A 21012-nucleotide genomic window follows, 5' to 3' on the forward strand; every position below is an offset into this window, starting at 1 on the left:
GTCGATTTGGGGCGGCCCAACCCTCGTGGTCATGAACACCCGTCCAGACGCTCAAAAAGGGCCCTTCCAACGCACCTTGGGGGTCCCTCCAACCTGAGTGTCGAGTTGGCGATTGAACGCGTTCTAGGGCCCTTTTTGGGGCTCTCAGAAGGCGCCCCCAAAAACCCCGGGAAATGCCGCGGCGGTGCCGTCGCTCCTTGCCCCGTGCCGCCAGCACGCGCCGCGGGCAATCCGTCTTCCGCCATCCGGCCCCGGCGCCTACGATCCGGCCCCTCACTGTGGGCCCCGCGTTGCTCGTGGCACGAAGCCACCCGCGCTCCGCCCGCTTGCGTACCGGGAGACCTGCGGATGGACCGACGGATCGGCGCCACGCTCTGCCTCGCCCTTGGCGTTACCCTTGCGATTGCCCCGGGCGCTAGGGCGCAGTCCGTCAGCCCCCCTGCCCCGTTTGCGGGCGGCGGCGACGCGCTGCAGCTCGAGCAACCCCGCGGCGAGATCACCCCGGTGCGTTACGGCGAACCCGAGCCGACGCCGCCCACGAACAACGGCGGCGGCGCTTATTCGGGCGCGTCCGTTCCGTCGCGGCCAGCCGCCACTTCCGGGCAGGGTCGCGCGGCAACAACCGACGGCGGCCTCACGCCCGTCGGGTCCCCGAGCGTCAGTCGGGCGCAAGTCTCCAAGGGCTCGGGCAAACTCCCCAACGATGCCGGCCAGGTATGGCGTGAGTACGACATCCGTCCCTACACGCAGCGGCTCGCCGCCGACGCCAAGCCGCAGCAACGCGTCGTCGATTGGGTCCTGCGCGAGACCGGCTACGAGGCGTGGCACGGCGAGACCGTCGGCATTCTCAACGCCACGCGCGAAACGCTCACCGTCTATCACACGCCCGCGATGCAGGCGATCGTCACTGACATTGTCGACCGCTTCGTCAACAGCAAGGCGGCCGAGCAGGCGTTCTCGATGCGGATCGTCACGGTCCGCAACCCCGACTGGCGCGTGCGGGCCCTCGGCTTGATGACGCCGATCAGCGTGCAGTCGCCCGGCCTGCAAGGTTGGGTCATGCCCAAAGAGAACTACGCGTTGCTCTCGGCCGAACTCGGGCGCCGCGGCGACGTGCGTGAGTACAACGCCGCGGGGCAGCTGGTCCCCAACGGTCAGTCGGTCCACTTCAGCACGATGCGTCCGCGCGGGTACGTGAAGGGGATCGTCCCTACGCAGAACGTTTGGCCCGGCTACCAACCCGAGACGGCGCAGATCGACGAGGGCGCGTCGCTAGAGTTCAGCCCGCTGCTGTCGCTCAACCTCGAGTCGGCCGAAGCGGTGATCAAGCTGCGACTCAACCAGATCGAGAAGATGCGACGCGTCTCGCTCGACCTGCCCACCCCCGGCGTCAACGCAGGCGCCACGCCGGGGCAGCGTTTGCAGGTCGAGGTGCCGCAGGTCACCAGCGCCGACCTCCACGAACGCTTCCGCTGGCCGGCGAACCAGGTGCTCGTCCTGTCGCTGGGGATGGTCGCCACACCGGGCCCCGAAACGGGCGGCGCGTTCAGCGAGATGCTGCCCGACATGATGAAGAGCCCGCCACGCGCCGACGCGCTATTGTTCGTCGAAGCGCGGAGCTCGGCGATCCCCACCGCGGCGCCCAGCGCCGCCCCAACCGGCGACCGCATTCAAACCGCCGTCCGGCCGACGCCAACGTTTCATGGGCGGTATTGAGCATTCGTCCTTAAGAACTTAAGCACGGATATGACTACGGTTGAATATGGGAGGGGTCTCCCGACAACTTGTGTTGTGGGAGGCGTCTCCAGACGCCGATGACGCGCACCATGCCGTGTTCGGCCAAGAAACCGTAATCGGGGTCTGGAGACCCCTCCCACAAGTTGTTAGAGACCCCTCCCACAAGTTGATGGGGGCGCCTCCTATACGTTGATGGGGGCGCCTACGGCATGCGCTTCGCATCCAAGGCTGGGCATGGACGCTAGCCCGATTTCGAAGTCGACCCCGATCCGCCTGTTTCTCAACCCCAACGCCCGCGACGGCGCCGTTGATCGGTTGCGTGACGCCGCCCGCCGCGCGCTGGGCGATCAGGCTGAGGTGATCGAAACCACCTCCAGCGACGATACGACCCACGAGATCCACCGCGTCTGCGACGAGGGGGGCGTCGTCGTCGCCGCCGGTGGGGATGGGACCGTACACGGCGTCATCAACGCGTTGATGACCGCTGCGTCACCCGCGGTGCTCGGACTGGCGCCGATGGGGACCTCCAATAACTTCTGCCGCGACCTCGGGCTGCCGCTCGAGGTGGACGAAGCGCTCGCGGTATTGCGGGACGGCGTCCCTACCCCCGTTGATCTGATCCGCATCACGATTGATGACAGGGTGCGTTACTGTGCGACCGTCGCCACCGCCGGCAACGCCGACCGCGTCATCGACGCACTGGAAGATCAGGACAAGCAGAGCTGGGGGGCCTGGTGCTACCTCCGCGCCGCGCTGCCCGTGATGACCGACCTCCAGAGTTACGAGGTCGAGGTCGCGGTGGATGGCGGCCCCGTCGAGATGCTCCCGCTATGGAACCTGATTGTCGCCAATGGTCGCTACGCCGGCGGCGGGCTCGATGTGGCGTCGCGAGCGCGGCTCGACGACGGGCTGCTCGACCTGGTGCTCATCGGCGAGGGCGAGGGGATCGACTTGGCGTCGCTCGCCTCGGGCTTCTTGCTCGGCGATTACCTCGAGCACGAACGGGTCACTTTCCGTCAGGCCCAGCGAATCGACATCCGCGCACCCGGCGGGCTTTGTTTCATCGCCGACGGCGAGCCCCTCGAAGGCCAGGCGTTCCGCTTCGAAGCCCTGCCCGGCGCTTTGCAGGTACTGGTTCCGCGCTACTCATTCCGACCGATAAACGACGACGCCGACCGCCGCTAGATGCGGCGGTCGGCGGGACGCAAGTCCATGGGGCGGCGTCTCAAGCCGCCCGCCGATTCATCAACGGCGACGCAGCATTACCCCGGCCCCAAGGAGGCAGAGGGCGATCGCGGTCGGCTCGGGGATCTGGGACACCTCGACGTTGTCGATCACGCCGAACGTCAGGTCGGGACGCGACGTCACCGACGTGAAGAAGTCGGCGTAGACCAGGCTGATGTTGCCGTCCGACGAGAAGGGCTCGTCGATCGTGACGATCTGGAGACGGTCGCCCGAGGGCTTCTCGATCCAGATATCGGCTACGGACCCGTCGGTGGTGACCTCAAAGGTGACCCACTGGAAGCCAGGAGTGCCGGCGATGCCAGGAGGAAAGGCAACTTGGGACTGGGAGGCAGGAGGCGCGACCCCCGTCAAGAAATCGGCGTAGTAAGCGTCTTCGCCGTTGCGAGTGCCGGCCGTCATTTCGGTTGCGGCAAGGAAGGTGGTATCGGCGAAGGCGCGCCAATCGCTTGCCGAACCGCCTTCGTTGGTGGCTAGAATCTGCGCGCCGCTGCCGACGTCGGCGTTGGTGCCGTTGTAGCCGATCCCGCCGCCGATGAACTCGGTCGTGCCGGCCGACGCACCGTTGACCCGCTCGTTGACGTCGTAGTTGGTCCAGACATCGAAGCGGAGCTGGTACGCCCCCGTGAAGTTCTGACCGGTCGGGTACAGGGTGAAGACCGATAGTGTTCCCGTCGAGATGTTGGCTTCGAGTTTCACACCGCTTGTCGCGGTGTCGCCGCCTCGGCTATTCGGCGCCTCGGGGATGCCATCGGCGCTGTAGTCGTAGCCGAAAGTCGCGGCGGAGTCGGCGTTATTGGCGTTGACGCCCCAGCCTGCGCCGCTGGCCATTTCGTCACGGAACAGCTCGGCGCCTTGAGCGGCGCCGGAGAACAGCATTCCACAGCCTAGAGCGGCCGTAGCAAACAGGAGACATCGCTTCATCATGAACCTCACAGCAAATTGGGGGTGTGGCGTCACTAGCTTCCGAATCAAAGGATGCTTGCAGTGGGTGAGTCCCGCCCGTCGGCCACCGTCGGGATTTTCGGCCGGGACACATACGGGCACCCTACCCAACATCCCTCCCTCGTACAAATTATTGGGCCGTATTCTGGGGGTTTTCTGCGCCAGAGGGTGATTTCTCCGCCCCGATAGGCCGTCTAGGGCAGGCCTCTCGCGACGCCCCGGGCGGGGACGGTACCCTGATGCCTTCGCGTGCCGCCCCCTTCGTCAACTGTGCCGATGACTCCCCCGACGCCTACCCCCGACCGCCCCTGCGTCGTCATCGTCGGTGGCGGCTTCGGCGGCTTGCACGCCGCCAAGGCGCTGCGTCGGGCGGCGGTGGAGGTGACGCTCGTCGATCGCACGAACTACCACCTCTTCCAGCCGCTGCTCTATCAAGTGGCGACCGGCGCGCTGTCGCCCGCCAACATCGCGGCGCCGCTGCGGGCGATCGTCGATCGCCAGCAGAACACGACCGTCCTGCAAGCCGCCGTCGTCGGCTTCGACCTCGACGCGAAGCGGGTCTTGCTCGACGAAGGGGACGCGTTCCCCTTCGATACGCTCGTCGTCGCCGCCGGCGCCAAGCACAGCTACTTCGGCCGCGACGAGTGGGAACGGCTCGCGCCGGGCCTGAAGACCGTCGAGGACGCCACGCGGATCCGCTCGGACATCCTGTTGGCGTTCGAGCGCGCCGAGCGGACCGACGACCCCACGGAACGCCAGCGGTTGCTGACGTTCGTCATCGTCGGCGGTGGGCCGACCGGTGTCGAGCTCGCCGGCGCGTTGTCCGAGCTGTCACGTCATGCGCTGCGGCACGACTTCCGCCGCATCGAACCCGGCGACGCCCACATCTACCTAATCGACGCCGGAGATCGGGTGTTGTCCAACTTCGATGAGTCGCTGTCGGCGAACGCGCTGAAATCGCTCGAGCGTCGCGGGGTCATCGTCCGCAACGGCGAACGGGTGACGGCGATCACGCCGACCGACGTGACGATCGAGGGCCCGCAGGGGAGCCAGACGCTGCCGACCGAGACGGTGCTGTGGGCCGCGGGCGTCCACGCCTCGCCGCTGGCGAAGATGCTCGGCGAAGCAAGCGGCGCGGAGGTCGATCGCGCGGGCCGCGTCACCGTGACGCCGACGCTGCACCTGCCGAACCGCCCCGACGTGTTCGCGATCGGCGACATGGCCAACTGCGCGGGCGCCGACGGCAAGCCACTGCCGGGCGTCGCGCCGGTCGCGATCCAGCAGGGCCAGCATGTCGCGCGGACGATCGCCAATCGATTGCACGGCAAGCCCGACAAGCCGTTCGAGTACCGCGACTACGGCTCGATGGCGACGATCGGCCGCTCCGCCGCGGTGGCCGAGTTGGGGCGATTCCGCTTCACGGGTTACCTGGCGTGGCTGATCTGGCTCTTCATCCATCTGATGCAGCTAGTGACGTTCCAGAACCGCGTCCTGGTGCTGACGCAGTGGGCGTGGAACTACGTCACACGCGACCGCTCAGCCCGGCTGATCACCGCCGTGCCAGAAGAACGCGAGCACATCAAATGAGCAGTCGGCGCTAGCCGCGGGTAGCGCCAAGTTGTGCCTGACATTCGACTTGTTGGCACAAACCGGGGGCTAAGGCCCCGCGGCTGATAAGCCTTTGCCAGCCATATCAGCCGGCACACCTTAGCGTCCGGTTCTGCCGAAAGAAGACTACGCTGCGCCTATGCCGCGTTCGAGTACCCGCTGCCCGGCGCCGCGCGGAGCACTGAGAGGTACTTGTTCCGCACGTCGATGTACGCGATCCAGGTGAAACACGTCGCGCCGCCGAGGATCAGCATCAGCAGCCGGTCGATGACCACCGAGCTGTCGGAGCGCTCGTTCACCACGACCGTGCTCGGGTCCGCAGCGGCGCCCGGGTCGGCGAACTCGCGGCCGGTCCAACCGGTGGAAGGGGTGTTGTTCGCCTCGGCGCCCCCAGTGTTGGACGTCGTGTTGGCGGGGGGCCGGCTGGCGGCGAAGTCGTCGTCGTAGAACGACGAGCGGGGGGGCGGAGTGTTCGGGCCGCTATTAGCGCGCGGTTGCAAGTCCGCAAACGCCGAGCCGTCACGCTGCGCGCCTTGCGACGTGCCAGCTTGTGAACGGGACGGGTCGTTCGAGGCGTTGTAGTTGGGGTCCCAAACATTCGATTGCGATGACGAGGGCGCGCTGGCGCTGTTGTCGCTTTCGGCGGCGCTTTCGCGGCGCTGCACGGGCGTCAGCACGCTGCGAGACGTGGCGGCGTAGGGGTCGTCGGTGAATCGTTGAACAAGGTCGTCTCGTGAATCCCGATCGTAGCTATTTACTCGTGAAGGGCTGCCAAAGTCGTCCCGTGGGGGATTGCTCGCATTGCTCTGCGGTGAGGTCTGGGCGGGGTAGTTCTGGGGCGGGTAGCTCTCCGACGGATACCGCGGCTGCTGGTTGGAGTAAGGAGGCGTCGTGAACTGCGCCTGTTGGGGCGCGTCGGCGCCGGTCGAGGTATCGGGCGCCGCCAGGCGCGACGGCTCGTCGTACTGTGGACGACTGGCGTAAGGCGTCGTCGTGTTGTTCGGGACGATCCTCTCAAGAGTCTCGCCGGCGCCATTGAGCAGGCTTTCCGCGCCGCGGCGGAGCTGGTCGCCACTTTGTTCGAAGAGTCGCGCCGTCCCGTCGGCGAGGTTGCGTGTCTGGCTGTCGATCGCTTGGCCGACCTCCGCCAAAGGCCGCGTCGCTTCCGCGAAGCCGTCCTGCAAGGTCGGGGGGTTCTGGTAAGCCGTCCGGCGCTCGGCGGTCTCGCCAACGTTGGCGTCGTCCGCATCGAGCAGCGCGGCGTCCTTCCACTCGGGCGTCACGGGTTTCTTGACCTCGTACCGCTTCGCCTGTGACTCGGCGAAGATCCGTTGCGGCGACAGCCGGTCGCGATCGCGGAGCTGCCGCGGCGCCTCGCCCTCGCCGACGTAGACGCGCACGCGCTCGATCGGGCCGACGTCGTCGGGCAACTCGCTCACGAGGTCCACCGCGCGGCCGTCACGCATCGCTTCGAGGTCCTCGGGCGAAAGCTTGACGAGGTAGTCGTAGCCCTCGGCCGGCTGCGACTCGCTGGCGCGCTCGGAAGGGACCCAGCCAAACGTGACGGCGACCAGCGAGGCCGCCAGGTAGGTCGAGATGGTCGTCACGGAGGGTCTCGCTCGCAGGGGCCCAAAAGGGAAGTCATCGCATCAACACAGCGCCGCCTAGCTATGGTACGCCGCCCCACACCCGGGGGCGACAAGCTGGCGCCGGCGGCGATTCTATCCCCCCGGCTGGAACCGACCTAGCCGAGTTACCCGGATAACGCGGCTTGCCAGGGCGGGGCTGCTAGCAGCGTGAGGCTTAAGGCCTGAGGGTTGCGCCGCCATCCTGTTCCGGTCCGCTGCGCAACCCTCGGGTCTCGAGCCTCATGCCTCAGCTCTATGCGGCTGGCTTGAAGACTCCAAAGACCGGTGCGACGACTGAAAAGAGAGTGAAGACGGCCAAGATGACTAACGCGACGATTGTCGTCGTCGCCAGGCGGTTGCTGATCTGTGGAGTCTCTGCGATTACCTCGGCCTGGTACTGCGGGGACACCACGCGGCGTGTCTTGCGGGCGAACGTGAGCCACCACAAGTAGGCAGCGAGGAGGCCGAAGCCGATCGCCATCGTTAAAATCAAGTTGCCAACAAAAGCGGCCAGACTCTCATTCTCCGTTGGGGCCACCGCGGCGGCTCCCCGGGCCGTCCCGACCACCGTCCAGACCACCGTAAGGGACGTAAGGGTCAGCGAGGCCGCCCAGAGGCCAATCGCTAGGCGCCCCCAACGATCCAGACGCCACAGCCGCCAACTGCCCCAGAGCATCACGGCGGACAGCACTTGGCCGTACACAAAGGTGGGCAAAGCATACTCTTCGAACTCAAATGAGCCAGCGAAGTAGAGCACCAGCGTCACCACTCCACTCAGCAGCCCGGCGATACTAGACAAGCCCATCAGCGCCGCGATCGCCTTCAACGTCCGCTCGCGGCCGAGATGGCGCTGACGCTCAGCGACAACATCCGAAACAGCCGGAGCGGCCCTAGCGGCGAGTACGGTCATCGGGGCCTGGGGGCTAGCGGCTCGTAGGCGTTCGTCGCCGAAAGAATAGGACCGCGAGTGTTCTCAAATCGGTCCGCAGCACACGCCTCACGCCTCAAGCGAAGCCTGTTCACCCCATCGCCGCCAGCGTCGCCTCGTCCACCTCGAAGTTCGCCGCGGCCTTTTGCACGTCGTCGTGGTCGTCGAGGGCTTCCATCAGCTTGATCGCCTTTTGGGCGTCGTCGCCGGAGAGCGTCACCGTGTCGTTGGGGACGTAGCCGAGCGACTGGCTGTCGGGCGTGAGGCCCTCGGCCTTATCGACCGCGGCGCAGAGGTCGTTGAACGACTCGACGGGGCACGTCACATGGAAGAAGTCGCCTTGCAGCGAGACGTCGTCGGCGCCCGCCTCGAGGACGATGTCCATCAGCGACTCTTCGTCGGTCTGGTCGGCGGGGATCGTGATGATCCCCTTGCGGGTGAACATCCAGGCCGCGCAGCCCGTAGCGCCGAGCTTGCCGCCGGCCTTCTCGAAGACCTTGCGGATCTCAGGGGCGGTGCGGTTGCGGTTGTCGGTGAGGATCTCGACCATCACCATCACGCCCGAGGGGCCCTGCCCTTCGTAGACGACCTCTTCATAGTTGTCGCCGCCCGCCTCGCCCGAGCCCTTGGCGATCGCACGCTCGATGTTGTCCTTGGGCATCGAGATCGCTTTGGCGTCGTTGATCGCGTAGCGGAGCTTGAGGTTGGTGTCCGGGTCCGATCCACCGGCCTTCGCCGCGACGATGATCGCGCGGCTGAGCTTGCTCCACACCTTGCCGCGCTTGGCGTCGATGGCGGCTTTCTTGTGCGCGATGTTTGCCCAGTGGGAGTGTCCGGCCATGGGGGGATCGTCGGTTGGATTCGGCAGGCTAGGGAGGACGCCCCTTCGTTGAGGGCGTGAGCCGCGCTGGGGCGGCGAACCGCGTAGTTTCGCCGCCCGGCGTCCAGCCCGCAAGTCGGACTGCGGCAAGACGGCCACGACGCCCAACGGACAGCCCCAACGAAAAAACCCCGCCACGCCGGCAGGGGCGTGGCGGGGCGGTGGCCGCTATCCGGCGGGAGAGCGGCCCTCTTGCCGATGGCAAGCCAAATCAGTCGCGGATGTCGGTCGCCTCGATGCGGCCGGCGTTGCGGTCGGCGGCCGTCTCATACGAGCCATCCGCGGGGCCAGCTTGGGTCGCTTGGCCCGACCGGTAAGCCGGCTGAGGCGTTGCCGGGACCTGCTGCTGGGTATCGGTCACCGGCTTCGCGGCCGAGTACGACTGGTTGCTCGAAGTCGTCGCCGACTGAAGGCTCTCCGCCGAGGGCGCCTCGGGGCGGTCTGCCGACTCGTTGCTAGCGCTGTCGTTGGGCTGCGGCACGGGCGGCGGGGTCATCCGGTCGCTATCCGATTCGTTGCGATCGCGATCCTGTTGGTCTTGGTCACGATTGCGGTCGTTCTGCCACTCGTCCTGCGGGGCGGCGGGCATCGGCTGCTGATTGCCGTCGTTCTGAGCGGCGCGTTCGGGGTAGTACTGACCGCCCTCTCCCGCCGTTACCGGCGTCACGGAGACAACCGTCACGAGCGTGCGGCGACCATCGATGCACATCCACTCTTGCTGACCGACGCTCGGGTGCTCTTCGCCCCAGCCGTGATTAGCGCCCTCGTGGTGCGAGGTCTGGCGGACATTCTGGCCTTGGCGACCCTCATTGTAATAGGCCTGTTGCTGGCCACGCTGGCCTTGGTAGCCGTCGTTGTAATAGGCCTGCTGCTGGCCCTGGTAAACGGGCTGGCCCGGCTGGTTGTTGTAGTACTGCCCACGCTGTGCGCCACGGTAACCAACCGAATACGGCTGGGCCTGCCACTGCCCGCCTTGGTGGATCATCCACGTGTTCATCGGCGTGCGGTACCACCAGACGCCATTACGCTCGACAAAGCGCCACGACGCGTTGCGGTCCTCGTCGGTGAAGCGAGTATTCGACTGCGATCCAACAGCGGCGTCGGCACGCAATTGAGCCTCATCGTCCAGCTGAGCTTCGGCGTCGAGCTGCGGCGCTTCGTTGTCACGGTTCGCTTCATTGTCGCGATCGGCTTCCGCCGCCAGGTCCGTGTCCAACTCGTCGTCAGCACGATTCGCGACATCGTCGCCGGCTTGCTGCGCTTCGTCGGCGCGGTCGTCGGCTTCGTTCTGTGCTCGATCCGCGGCGTCATCCGCCGTGTCGATGGCTTGGTCGGTCGAGCTTTCAACGGCGTCGCCGGCGGTGTCCGAAGCATTGTCCGCGGCGTCGATCGCCGTGGCGGTCGCGTCGTTAGCCTCCTGAGCGGCCGTATCCACGGCGCCGGACGAGGCGTCGGTAGCGTCGGTCGCCGGCGCTGGCGGGTCAAGTTGTGCGAAGGTGGTGGCGGGGAGCGCCAGCATCAGCGCGGTCGCCATGGCGACTCCAATTGTCATCTTCATCGAACTAACTCCTGATGGTCGTGTGACCGGTGCGGTTCCAAACCGCTCGAACGGCAAGCTGCCTGGTTCGAGAATGTTCACGCCTCGGCGATCTTGCTTCGGCAAAAGAGGGGTGTCGCGTGCTCAGTCAGCAAACACTGCGCCAACCCGTGGGCGTGGTACGATGACTGTAGCGGCTTTGAAGAATTCGTTGTAGGAACTCGGATGCAGACGATTCGCACACTGATCACGATCGGGCTCGTTGCAACAGCGGCAGCGCTGCGTGGTGACGAGAACACCATTTCGATCCCGCCCGAACCGCCCGGCGGCACCGTCTACCAGCGCGTGAAGCAGATGCTGCCGCCGCATGTGGGCTGCGCCGTGATGGTGTTCGGCAAGGGCGCCAGCGGGAAGCCGATCGTCTTCAAGCACGGTTATGGCGCCTGTCGCTACCAGATCGAAGACGGCTCCAAGCCCGAGCCGATTACGCCGGCGACCACCTTCCGCGTCGCGTCGTTCACCAAGGTGCTGACCGCCGCCGCCGTGCTTAAGCTCGTCGACGATGAGAAGCTGTTGCTCGAAGACTCCGCGTTGAAATGGCTGCCCGGCCTTCCCGAGACGTTTCGCCCCGTGACAATCGGCATGATGCTCGACCACACGTCGGGCCTGCCGCCCTACCACGGATTGCTGAACATCCAGCAACTTCCCGAGGCAACCGACCTGAACGTGCTGCGGACACTTAGCCGGCTGCCGGACGCCGCGCTGACGTCGATGCATCCGCGCACGACCTACAACAACACCGCCTACGTCCTGCTAGGGCTCGTCGTGCAACAAGCGAGCGGCCAACCCTTCGCCGACTACCTGCGCGACGAGGTGCTCCACCCGGCGGGCATGGAGGGCAGCCTGCTTTTCGTCGAGGGCCTCAACTCGCCGCCCAACCGCGCCTTCGGTCACCAGCCCGGCCCCGACATCGTCGTCCAGCAGACGCGGCAGCGGCTCCAGCAAATGATCGCCCTACGCGAGCGGATCGCCCAGCAACAGGCGCAACCCAACGCGGCGATCGAACAGCAGATCCTCATGGCCCAGCGGCAACTTGCGGCCGTTCCCGACAATGCGGACTGGCACGAAGAGGACCAAGGACCTTACACGAGGCTCGGCGGCGACGGCGCCCTCTACACGTCCCTCAACGACCTCGAAGCCTTCCTCCACGCGGTGCGCGATCGCAAGGTCCCACTCTCTGAGGCTGGTTACGACCTGTGGATGACGCCCCGCGTCTCGCCGCCCGAGAACGACGGCTTCGGCGACTCACGCCGCGGCCGGACGTACGCCTGCGGTTGGATGGTCGATGAAAGGCTGGGCGAGCCGCGTTACTCGCACCGCGGCGCCACCAAGGGCTTTCGGCAAACGATCCAGTGGCTCCCCGAAAATGATCGCGCGGTCGTCGTCCTGATGAACAGCGTCCCACCCGGTCCCGAAGGGCCCGAGTCGTGGGACGACGCGCTGATCGAAGCCCTCGGCGAGCGCGTGATGCAGGTTGTACTGGGGGAATAGCCACCCGCTACGAAGAAGGAAGGGAACCATTATGGCACGAAGAGCAGGAAGGTCGCCAATTCAAGACTGACCGGGCTCAAGAATCTTTCCTTTGTGTCCTTCGTGCCTTCGCGGTTCGCTAAAATTGCCCCGCGAACTCAGTTGGCGGGGGCCGTGGCGGACTCGACGACTTCGGCCTCTTCGGCGCGGCCGTTGGCGCGGAGGGCTTCGGCGAGTTCGTTGCGGAAGAAGTCGCGTTCCCAGAGTGAGAGTCGCTGCTCGTCGGACATCGCGATCGCCTGACGGAGGGATTCGATTCCTTTCTCAACTCGCCCCGCACGCAACTGCACGACGCCGAGATAGCCGCGTGATTCGCCTGCGCCGGGGCGGGTCCGCACCGCGTCTCCGACGAGCCGCAGCGCGCGGCCGAGTCGATCAGGCGAGCGGCTGTCATGCCACGCCAGATAAGTCATCGCCGTCGCACTTTGCGGCCAAGCATCGAGCGACGCTTCCAAAAGTTCGGCGGCGCGATCGGCGTCGCCCGGTTCGTTCCGCTGCAACAGCGCCGCGGCGAAGAGCTCGCTGGCTTGATGGAATCGCTGGGAGCCGAACAGGCTTTCTTTGTCCGGCGCCGGCCAGCGTTTGAAGACCTGCTCGCAAACAGCGATGGCTTCCGCTGTCCGGCCCATATACAGCAAATCGAACACGACGCGGTACGCAATGAGTCCGTTGTCGGGCGACTGGCCTCGAGCCGCGGTGAGTATCCGCTGCGCTTCATCGGCAACGGCGTCGTCGATCTGACCCGCCTTGACCTGCTGGTTGATGATCGCGCGCGCCAGCCTTGTCCGCAGGCCTGCGGTTACCGTCGCGTTTGGCTTGCCTTCAAGCCGATCGATCGCCGCTTCGAGCAACGCCCGCGCGGCGGCGTCGTGGCGATCGTTGAGCAGGTAGTCCGCCCAACTCGCGCACTCGTCCGCGATCGCCCCTGCTTGAACGTCTTGCTCCCAGGCCTGTTCGAGCAAGGCCAAGATGTAGACCGCGACTTCCTCCGGACGACCGATAAGGTATGCGATTGTCGCCGGCGCCAAGTTCTCTGCCGCGGGCGCTTCCGGGTCGGCTCGGTGCTCGTCGAGCCATTGGGAGGCCTCCGATCCGAAGCCGTCCTCGCGGCACAGCGCGGCGAGTTCGTCCCAGACAAGATCGAGACTGCCGAGCCGCTCGGTCCATTCCACACTATCGCTGAGCACTTCGCGAACCCGCCCCATGCGCGTCGCCAGTCTCAACCGCCTCGTCGCGGCGTCGGCGAACCGGTCGAGTTGGACCGGGTCGGCGGACGAGTAGGCGCTCAGGTGCCCTTCTACCGGTGATAGCCCGGCCGACAACTCTTCGATCAACGCGCCGCATGCGTTCCAGGCTGGTTCGAGCTGCCCCGCATCCACCCTCGCGTCGATCACTGCTAGCGCGAGCGCGACATTGTCGGGCGCCGCTGTCGCGTCCTTGGCGAGTTGATCGGCGGCGCGGTCGGACTGGTTGATCGTGTGCATCGCGTCGACATACACCGAGTACGCGCCTTCGGCCGCTTCATCGGCAGCTCCTGAGAGCTTGCCGATCGCCCGCTCCGCATGATCGATCGCCACGAGGGGCTCGTCGAGCGCCAGCGCTAGCCTTGATTGCAGCACAAGGACACGTGGCGTCTCGCCCTCTCGATCTCGCATCAACTCAATGGCGGACCCAGCGCGTGTCGGCTGAGCGGCGTCGAGGTGGAAGCCTGCGATCAGGTCCCAGCGATAGGCTTGTTTCAGTTCTTCGCCTTCGGTAGCCGCGACAACCCGCTGCATCAGATCGTACGCGCCAGAGGCCGCCGACAGGTCGCCACGCGAGGCGTAGGCGCTGCCGGCGTCCGCCCACAGCTGAGCCGCCTGCAAGGCTTGTTCGGGACCGAGCTTCGCTGTCAGTTCGGCTGCCGCACGGGTTAGTTCGGCGGCGTCTTGCCAAGTGGCGTCATCATCGGACTCGTCCGCCGCTTTGGCCAGCCGGCTCAACAACGCCGCATCTGCCCCGACGAATCGTGCCCGCCCGCGCAGTTCAGCGACTGCGTGCCGAGCGGCCGCCTCGGGATCGACCGATTCCAAGAGGTCGATCGCAGAGCGGTAGTCGTCCCATCGTGAGGGGTCCCATCGGACCACGCGCAACAAGAGCCTCGCCGCCTCGGCGGGATCGTTGCTTTTGAGGTCGTCATCGACCTGCGACGCCCACCCTTCCGCAACGGCACGATCGGCCTCCGAGACGGCCGGGAGATCGGCTTGCGGAGGCGCCGCTGCTGCTAACGCCGCCGATAGCGACATCATCAAGAGCCGGGCGACAACCCTTCGCCAACCGCTCCGCCTGCCCCTCGCCGGGTTCACTTTGGCTTCCGCTTGGCCGGCTTCTTGTCGGCGGCTTTCTTGGCGGCGGGTTTAGCCGACGCCTTCGTGGCGGGCTTTTTCTTCGCGGTGGACGACGCCGCGGCGGGTTTCTTGGAGGCCGGCTTCTTCGCGGCCTGCGCGGCTTTCTTGGGCGCTGGCTTCTTCGTCTCAACCTTCTTCGCGGGCGCCTTGGCGGCGGGTTTCTTTTCGGGCGCCTTGTCCGGAGCTTTCTTGGCCGGCGCTGCCGGCTTGGTTGGCGTCGCCTTCGCTTTGGAATCGACAGCAGGGGTGGCGGCTTTCTTCGGCGGCGCCTTCTTGTCGTCCGATTCCTTCGGGCCCTTCTTGTCAGTGACGGGAGCCTTCGCGGCGGGAGCCTCCTCGGCCGGCGCCGGCTCTGGGGGCTTGGGCCTCTTCGGCAAGCGGTCCTTGCACGACGGGTCGAGTTCGGTCAGCAGCTTCTTCGCCGCCGCGCCGTAGGGATTGCGGCCGACTTCGACGCCCATCTCATGGAGCACGAGCATCGCCTCGACCCCCTTGCTCTTCGGGATTGCCCGCTCAAGGCCGGGGACAATGCCCTTCTTCGCTTCGGCCTCGGTGATGATTTCCATCACCTGCATCGCGATGAGAACGCCACCATTACAAGCGATCGCGTGCCCGGAGAGGCCGTTCTGCGTCGCGTAGCTGACCACGAACGGCGTCACGCCGTCGAAGCCCTCGAGCGTCTTCACCGCTTGACCGAGGTTTTGCTTCTTGAGCTCTTCGAGATCGAACTTGTAGAAGGTCTCGAAGATGCTCTGCACCGTCCGCTTCAGGCGGTCGGCCGACCCGTTCGGGTCGCTCAGCACCTTCATGTGCTCGGCGAGTTCCGAGCGGGAACTGACGCGGACCTCGTTCCAGTCGTAGTAGGACGACTCGATCTCCGAAAACACCTTGTCCGCAACATCGGGGGGTGAGTTCTCCAGCAGCGTCGCGAACAGGATCGTCTCAAACAACGCCCGCTGCGGCGGAGCCGTCGGCTTGTAGCGTTTCTTGAGGTCCGAGACGAGCTTCGTCAGTCGAGCGGCGCGGTTGGAAGCGGCGGCCATTGGCGGTCGGTATTGAGCGTTTTCAGCGGGAGTTGTTCGTCGGCCACGCGACGCGTGGCGGGGTCTCTGAAGAGGCGGCTTTCGACAGGCTAATCACGGGAATCGCCGGGGGAAGCCTCTTGCGGGTCTTCCCCCCCAATGTCTTCTGACAGATCGTCGGGGACCGCGTCGCCAGAGGGGGCGTCGGCCCCCGCCGCTGCGGGTTCGTCTTGGGGAAGGACCTCGGCCAGCATCTTCGCGATGGCGATCGACTTCTTGACGCCGTCGTCTAACTTGAAGACCAGCTTGGGGGTGTAGCGGGTGTCGATCCGGTCGCCGATCTTGCTTTGCAGGTAGCCGGCAGAGCTTTCGAGCCCCTTGATCGCCAGATTCTGCTTCGCCTCGCTCCCCATCACTGAGACGTGCACCTTGGCGTTACGCATATCGGGCGAAACCTCGACGCGCGTGACCGTGACGTTCGCCACCCGCGGGTCGCGCAGGCCAGTTAGGATCGTCATGCTGACGACTTCGCGGATCGCTTCGGCGGCTTTAAGGACTCGGCGGGAAGACATCGCAGGAGGCTTGAGGCTTGGGGTCGGGCTTGGGGACAGGTGGGGTGGCCCTCCGAGGGGCGGGACGCGTCAACCCTCGGGCCGAAACCCTGAGGAATCACGCCGCACAACACATGCCTGTCAATCGTCAAAGCTCCGGGAGACTTCTTCGACCTTGTAGACCTCTAGCAAGTCCGCTTCCTTCACGTCGTTGAAGCCGGCGAGCTTGATGCCGCACTCGTAGCCCTCGCGCACTTCCTTCGCGTCGTCCTTCTCGCGGCGGAGCGTGTCGATCGCGTAATCGCCGATCACCGTGTTCTCGCGGATGACCCGGGCGCGGGCGTTACGCTCGACGACGCCTTGCAGCACACGGCAGCCGGCGATGGCGCCGACTCGGCTGATCTTGAAGACCATCTGCACCAACACCCGGCCCAACTCGACCTCGCGCTGCTCGGGCTTGAGCATCCCTTCCAGCGCAAGCTTCAGATCGTCGGCGACCTTGTAGATGATGCCGTAACGGCGGATCTCGACGCCCAGTTGGTCCGCCTTGGCGCGGGCCTTGTCGTCGGGGACCACGTTGAAGGCAATGATGACCGCTTCGGAAGCGTCCGCCAGCACCACGTCGCCCTCGGTGACGCCGCCGACGCTCTTCTGCAGGATGCGGAGGCGGACCTCCGGGTGCTCCAGCTTGGTGAGCTCTTTCTCGAGCGCCTCGATCGAACCACGGACATCGGCCCGCAGGATGAGGTTGAGGGTCTGCACCTCGTTGACGCCGTCGAGCCGGTCAAACAGGTTCTCCAGCGTCGCCGCCTGGAAGCCTGTCGAGCCGAGGAAATCGGCCCGCTCTTGAACGGCGCGAGTGTCGGCGATCTCGCGGGCCTGGGCGATGTCCTCCAGCACATAGAGCCGCTCACCCGCCGAAGGCGCGCGGTTGAGGCCGATCAGGTTCACGGGAACGCTGGGGCCTGCCTCTTGCAACCGCTGCGACGGTTGCAGCGGGTTGGTCATCGCCTTGATTTTGCCGTAACCGTCGCCGCAGACGACGATGTCGCCTACACGCAGGGTGCCGTTCTGCACGAGGACCTTGGTGACAACACCGCGATCGGCGTCTTGCTGACTCTCGAGGCAGGCGCCGATCGCCGGGCGGTCGGGGTTCGCCTTGTACTCGTTCAGCTCGGCGACGGTGAGGATCGTCTCGCGGAGCGTGTCGAGGCCCTCACCGGTCATGGCGCTGGTCTTCACGACTTCGATGTCGCCGCCCCACTCGCTCGGCAAGAGGTCGTTCGCCGCCAAGTCCTGCAGCACCCGCAACGGATCAACGCCAGGCAGGTCGATCTTGTTGAGCGCCACGATGATCGGCGCCCCAGAGGCCTTGGCGTGGGCGATTGCTTCCTCGGTCTGTGGCATCACGCCGTCGTCAGCCGCCACGACCAGCACGACGATGTCGGTCACCCCGGCGCCGCGGGCGCGCATTTCGGTGAACGCCTCGTGGCCCGGCGTGTCGACAAACGAGATCGGCCGACCGTCGTTCTCCATCTGGTAGGCGCGGATGTGCTGCGTGATGCCGCCTTCCTCGCCCTTTGCGACTTCGATGCCGATCAGCTTGTCGAGGAGCGACGTCTTGCCGTGGTCGACGTGGCCCAGGAACGTAACGACCGGCGCGCGGGGTTTGAGCGACTCTTCGGGGTCCTCGATTTCGTCGATCGTCGCAAGGAGCTGGTCCTCGAGTGTCTGCGCGTCGACGAAGTCGATATCGACGCCCAGGTCGGCCGCCACCAGCTCGGTGAGCTCGGGGTCCATCACCGCGTTGATGTTGGTCATGACCCCCTCCTCCATCAGGATTCGGAGGATCGAGACCGCGGGAACGCCCGCCGCTTCGGACAGTTCCTTGACCGTGCATGGGAGTTGAACCGAGACGCGGTCCTTACGCGGAGCGGCGGTGTTGACGCCCGTCTTGCGGCGGCGGCCAAGCATCCGGCGGGGACGCATGCCCCCCTTGCCGCTGGCGCGGTTGCGGGTGAGCTGACGCTGCTCGCGACCGCCGAGCATCGGGGCGCCGTCGCCCTGGCCCGGCGTCGCGCCGCGGCGACCGCGGCCTTTGCTCTCGGCCTCTTCCTTCTCTTTGAGCTTGGCGGCTTCGAGCGTCCGCTCGGCCCGCTTGAGCTGCTGGGCGAGCGGCTTGGCGCCCCCCTTGCTGACGCCGAGCACGTCGGCCGGCAGCTTCATGTCGGGCTTCTGTGTGGGCGTATCGTCCTTGGCCTTGGCGCGAGGGTCCTCGCGACGCTGCGTCTGCGCGGGGATGGCCGCGAGCTTCACCACCGGCCGCGGCCGAGCCGTCTCGCCGGGACGCTTTTTCGCGGCGCCCTCGCCCTGGTTACTGCTCCCCTGGTTGCCGCCGATGACGGGCATCTTGCCGGTCGCGCCGCGACCGCCCCCCATCATCCGGGCGAGCGGGCCGGGCTGCGCCAATTCGGCTTTACGGTTTTCGTCGGCTTCCGCCTTGGCGGCTTCGGCGGCTTCGGCGGCCTCAGCCGCCTCGGCTGCTTCAACCACTGCCGCTGCATTGGCGGCTTCGTCGGCAACGTCCGACGTCGGAGCGGGGGCCTCGGGGACTGGGTCGTTGGCGACCTCGACGGGGGTCGTCTCTTCGACGGCCGGCGTTTCGTCCTCGGTCGGAATGATGTCGAGCGGACGGCTCTCGCCCGTATCGCCGGGCTCACGCCGCAGCGCCGAACGCCCCGCCTTCGGGGCCTGGATTGTCCGCAACTTGTTTTCGCGGGCGTCGGAGCCGGGGCGACGCATTGGCGCCGGGCCCGAGGAACTCGCCGGGGCGGTCGCGGTGGCGGGTCCGCCGCCGCTGCCGCCACGCAGGTACTCCTTGACCTTGACGACTTCGTCTTCGTTCAGGCTAGCGAGAGCGGACCCTTTGCCCGTCACACCGGCACGGGTGCAGATATCGACCAGATCTTTGCTGTCGACATCGAGTTCTTTCGCGAGTGCGTAAATGCGTACCGCCAAGTCTCACCACCTCGTTAAAACCGCCATCCAAGCCGCTGCGCACCCGGCTAATCCGGGGGCGCCTTGCGGGCCCGATCGTCGGCGACCTAGTAATTGAGCCGGGGCGGGCCAGCGGGCCTTCAACAAGGCAACGGCGCTAGCGGGACGGTTCGCGCCGCTCTCACAAGCCTCTGGGCTACGAAGCCACGGGACCAGCGAGAGCGTATTTCCGAACGAGGATCACGAGACCATTCCGCACGCCTCCGGTTGAAGGGAGCCGCTTGGGTGAGAACTCCTCACCCAAGCCCCTAATTGTTTCAGCTTCAAAGTTGCATCGTAGACCCAACAGTATGCCATCCGATTGAGCCGCGTGGGGAGGGGGGCGCCAAGAAAACCGGTGAAATCCGGCTAACCAGCCCCCCTTCGATCCTCTCCAACGCTTCACCCCCTCAACGCGACCCGATCGGGGGCTCCCAAATCATACCTTCACGCCGGCTCGTCGGCTGGCTTGGACTCTTCGGCGTCCGCCTCCGCTGCTCCGGGTTCTCCCGACTCCTCGGCGGCTTCTTCCGATTCCGTCTGTGCAACGGCTTCGTCTGACTCCGTCACGTCTTCTGATACGGTTTCGCCGGACTCCTCGGCGGTTTCATCCGCATCTTCCGGGCTGCCCTGGACTTCCGCGAGCTTGTCCTGCTCGCGCTTCGCCCGGCGGGCTTCCGAAGCGGCCTTTTCGGCCTCCTCGGCCAGTTCCTCGGCCTGCATCACGATCGCGTCGGCCTGCTCTTCGGTCAGGCCGCCCATCGCCATCAGGTCGTCCGGCTCGATAATCGAGAGGTCGTCGTAGCTCAAGAAGCCTTCTTCGACCAGCTTCTCGGCGACTTCCATTTCCAGCCCCTCGATGCGGCTGAAGCCCTCGATCGCCCGGTCGATGTTCTCGGCCAGCTCCTCCTGGGTCATGATCTCGATGTCCCAGCCCGACAGCTTGCTAGCGAGGCGGACGTTCTGGCCGCGGCGGCCAATCGCCAGCGACAGGTTGTCCTCCTGCACCAGGGCGATCGCCCGGCCGAGCATCTTACAGAGGATGACTTGATCGACCTCTGCCGGCTGCAGGGCGTTGGGGATCAGCACCTCGAGGTCCTCGTCCCAGCGGACGATGTCGATCCGCTCGCCGGAGAGCTCATCGACGATGTTCTTGATGCGGTTGCCGCGGACGCCGACGCAGGCGCCGACGCAGTCGATGCGGTTGTCGCTGCTGATGACGGCGACCTTCGAGCGGTAGCCCGGCTCGCGGGCCATGGCGCGGATCTCGATGACGCCGTCGGCGATCTCGGGGATCTCCTGCTCGAACAGCCGCTGCACGAGCGCCGGCATCTTGCGGCTGAGAATCACCTTCACGCGGCTGCCGGCCTTACGGGCCTCGTAGACCGTCGCCCGCACGCGCTCGTTGACGTGGTGCGTCTCGCCGGGGATCTGCTCGCTCCGCGGCAACAGGGCCTCGACGTTGTGCAGAGCGACCGTCGCGGCGGCGCCCTCGTTGCGGTGGATCACGCCGCTGACCATCTGGCCGACGAGCTCGTTGTACTCGTCGTACAGGGCGTCCCGCTCCGCCTCGCGGATCTTCTGGATCATCACTTGTTTGGCCGTTTGGGCGCCGATACGGCCCACGACCTCCTCGCTGTCGAGCTGCTCGCCGTCGCAGGTAGCGGCGACTTCGCCCGTCTTGCGGTCGATGACGCAGGTGATCTCCGCCTCTTCGCCGTAGTACTTGGCGAGGGCCGACGTGAGGGCCGCCTCGATCCCCTCGAAGACGATCTCTTGGTCGATGTTCTTGTCGCGGTGGATCGCGTCAACGATCCGGAGGATTTCGGCGGCGTTCATGGCGGGGATCCTCGGCGTCCCCCCTCCCTCGACACGAGGGGCGGGCTTGGCCGAGCGGCCTTTCGGGTTGTCGGATTGTCTG

14 protein-coding genes are annotated in these 21012 nt (G+C 66.2%); 4 read left to right on the plus strand and 10 right to left on the minus strand.

Annotated elements, in window-relative coordinates:
• Positions 1 to 348: 348 nt before the first annotated feature.
• On the plus strand, positions 349 to 1716 hold the full coding sequence (locus tag Spa11_RS18115) for a hypothetical protein (RefSeq protein WP_145114836.1): 1368 nt from the start codon (positions 349 to 351) through the stop codon (positions 1714 to 1716).
• Between the two features lie 255 nt (positions 1717 to 1971).
• Positions 1972 to 2922: a diacylglycerol/lipid kinase family protein gene (locus Spa11_RS18120; protein WP_197529494.1), complete on the plus strand. Its 951-nt coding sequence runs from the start codon at positions 1972 to 1974 to the stop codon at positions 2920 to 2922.
• Positions 2923 to 2982: 60 nt separating this feature from the next.
• Here the strand turns inward: Spa11_RS18120 and Spa11_RS18125 are convergent, their stop codons facing one another.
• Positions 2983 to 3906, minus strand: a complete 924-nt coding sequence (locus Spa11_RS18125) for a hypothetical protein (protein ID WP_145114839.1) — start codon at positions 3904 to 3906, stop codon at positions 2983 to 2985.
• Between the two features lie 294 nt (positions 3907 to 4200).
• Between Spa11_RS18125 and Spa11_RS18130 the strand changes: the two genes are divergently transcribed.
• Positions 4201 to 5511 carry an NAD(P)/FAD-dependent oxidoreductase gene (locus tag Spa11_RS18130; RefSeq protein WP_145114841.1) on the plus strand — a complete coding sequence of 437 codons (1311 nt, stop codon included), beginning with the start codon at positions 4201 to 4203 and terminating at the stop codon, positions 5509 to 5511.
• A 158-nt stretch (positions 5512 to 5669) separates the two neighbouring features.
• On the opposite strand, the gene Spa11_RS18135 is transcribed toward Spa11_RS18130, so the two are convergent.
• The 4 genes from Spa11_RS18135 to Spa11_RS18150 all read right to left on the minus strand — a co-directional run bounded on the left by Spa11_RS18135 (position 5670) and on the right by Spa11_RS18150 (position 10526).
• On the minus strand, positions 5670 to 7139 hold the full coding sequence (locus tag Spa11_RS18135) for a hypothetical protein (protein WP_145114844.1): 1470 nt from the start codon (positions 7137 to 7139) through the stop codon (positions 5670 to 5672).
• A gap of 274 nt (positions 7140 to 7413) precedes the next feature.
• A complete protein-coding gene (locus tag Spa11_RS18140; protein WP_145114846.1) occupies positions 7414 to 8070 on the minus strand; it encodes a hypothetical protein in 657 nt (218 codons plus the stop codon).
• 109 nt (positions 8071 to 8179) lie between these two features.
• On the minus strand, positions 8180 to 8929 hold the full coding sequence (locus Spa11_RS18145) for a YebC/PmpR family DNA-binding transcriptional regulator (protein WP_145114848.1): 750 nt from the start codon (positions 8927 to 8929) through the stop codon (positions 8180 to 8182).
• Positions 8930 to 9179: 250 nt separating this feature from the next.
• Positions 9180 to 10526 (minus strand): hypothetical protein, encoded by a 1347-nt coding sequence (locus Spa11_RS18150; RefSeq protein WP_145114850.1) that lies wholly within the window; start codon positions 10524 to 10526, stop codon positions 9180 to 9182.
• Between the two features lie 204 nt (positions 10527 to 10730).
• On the opposite strand from Spa11_RS18150, the gene Spa11_RS18155 reads away from it, so the two are divergent.
• Positions 10731 to 12056: a serine hydrolase domain-containing protein gene (locus Spa11_RS18155; RefSeq protein WP_145114852.1), complete on the plus strand. Its 1326-nt coding sequence runs from the start codon at positions 10731 to 10733 to the stop codon at positions 12054 to 12056.
• Positions 12057 to 12193: 137 nt separating this feature from the next.
• Here Spa11_RS18155 and Spa11_RS18160 read toward each other — a convergent pair whose 3' ends face one another.
• The 5 genes from Spa11_RS18160 to nusA form a co-directional block, all read right to left on the minus strand.
• Positions 12194 to 14383 (minus strand): tetratricopeptide repeat protein, encoded by a 2190-nt coding sequence (locus Spa11_RS18160; protein ID WP_145114854.1) that lies wholly within the window; start codon positions 14381 to 14383, stop codon positions 12194 to 12196.
• Between the two features lie 53 nt (positions 14384 to 14436).
• Positions 14437 to 15525: a hypothetical protein gene (locus Spa11_RS18165; protein ID WP_145114856.1), complete on the minus strand. Its 1089-nt coding sequence runs from the start codon at positions 15523 to 15525 to the stop codon at positions 14437 to 14439.
• An 89-nt stretch (positions 15526 to 15614) separates the two neighbouring features.
• Positions 15615 to 16076 carry a 30S ribosome-binding factor RbfA gene (gene rbfA / locus Spa11_RS18170; protein ID WP_145114858.1) on the minus strand — a complete coding sequence of 154 codons (462 nt, stop codon included), beginning with the start codon at positions 16074 to 16076 and terminating at the stop codon, positions 15615 to 15617.
• Positions 16077 to 16196: 120 nt separating this feature from the next.
• Positions 16197 to 19073: a translation initiation factor IF-2 gene (gene infB, locus Spa11_RS18175; RefSeq protein WP_145114860.1), complete on the minus strand. Its 2877-nt coding sequence runs from the start codon at positions 19071 to 19073 to the stop codon at positions 16197 to 16199.
• A 465-nt stretch (positions 19074 to 19538) separates the two neighbouring features.
• On the minus strand, positions 19539 to 20930 hold the full coding sequence (gene nusA / locus Spa11_RS18180; RefSeq protein ID WP_145114862.1) for a transcription termination factor NusA: 1392 nt from the start codon (positions 20928 to 20930) through the stop codon (positions 19539 to 19541).
• Positions 20931 to 21012 lie beyond the last annotated feature (82 nt).

The organism is Botrimarina mediterranea, from assembly GCF_007753265.1.
Taxonomy (GTDB): Bacteria; Planctomycetota; Planctomycetia; order Pirellulales; family Lacipirellulaceae; genus Botrimarina; species Botrimarina mediterranea.

Excerpts from the sequence above, each read along its gene's own strand:
- Spa11_RS18130 (WP_145114841.1), top strand. The coding sequence starts at position 4,201 with ATGACTCCCCCGACGCCTACCCCCGACCGCCCCTGCGTCGTCATCGTC.
- Spa11_RS18125 (WP_145114839.1), bottom strand. The coding sequence starts at position 3,906 with ATGATGAAGCGATGTCTCCTGTTTGCTACGGCCGCTCTAGGCTGTGGA.
- rbfA (WP_145114858.1), bottom strand. The coding sequence starts at position 16,076 with ATGTCTTCCCGCCGAGTCCTTAAAGCCGCCGAAGCGATCCGCGAAGTC.
- Spa11_RS18115 (WP_145114836.1), top strand. The coding sequence starts at position 349 with ATGGACCGACGGATCGGCGCCACGCTCTGCCTCGCCCTTGGCGTTACC.
- nusA (WP_145114862.1), bottom strand. The coding sequence starts at position 20,930 with ATGAACGCCGCCGAAATCCTCCGGATCGTTGACGCGATCCACCGCGAC.
- Spa11_RS18165 (WP_145114856.1), bottom strand. The coding sequence starts at position 15,525 with ATGGCCGCCGCTTCCAACCGCGCCGCTCGACTGACGAAGCTCGTCTCG.
- Spa11_RS18140 (WP_145114846.1), bottom strand. The coding sequence starts at position 8,070 with ATGACCGTACTCGCCGCTAGGGCCGCTCCGGCTGTTTCGGATGTTGTC.
- Spa11_RS18120 (WP_197529494.1), top strand. The coding sequence starts at position 1,972 with ATGGACGCTAGCCCGATTTCGAAGTCGACCCCGATCCGCCTGTTTCTC.
- Spa11_RS18155 (WP_145114852.1), top strand. The coding sequence starts at position 10,731 with ATGCAGACGATTCGCACACTGATCACGATCGGGCTCGTTGCAACAGCG.
- Spa11_RS18145 (WP_145114848.1), bottom strand. The coding sequence starts at position 8,929 with ATGGCCGGACACTCCCACTGGGCAAACATCGCGCACAAGAAAGCCGCC.
- Spa11_RS18160 (WP_145114854.1), bottom strand. The coding sequence starts at position 14,383 with ATGATGTCGCTATCGGCGGCGTTAGCAGCAGCGGCGCCTCCGCAAGCC.
- Spa11_RS18150 (WP_145114850.1), bottom strand. The coding sequence starts at position 10,526 with ATGAAGATGACAATTGGAGTCGCCATGGCGACCGCGCTGATGCTGGCG.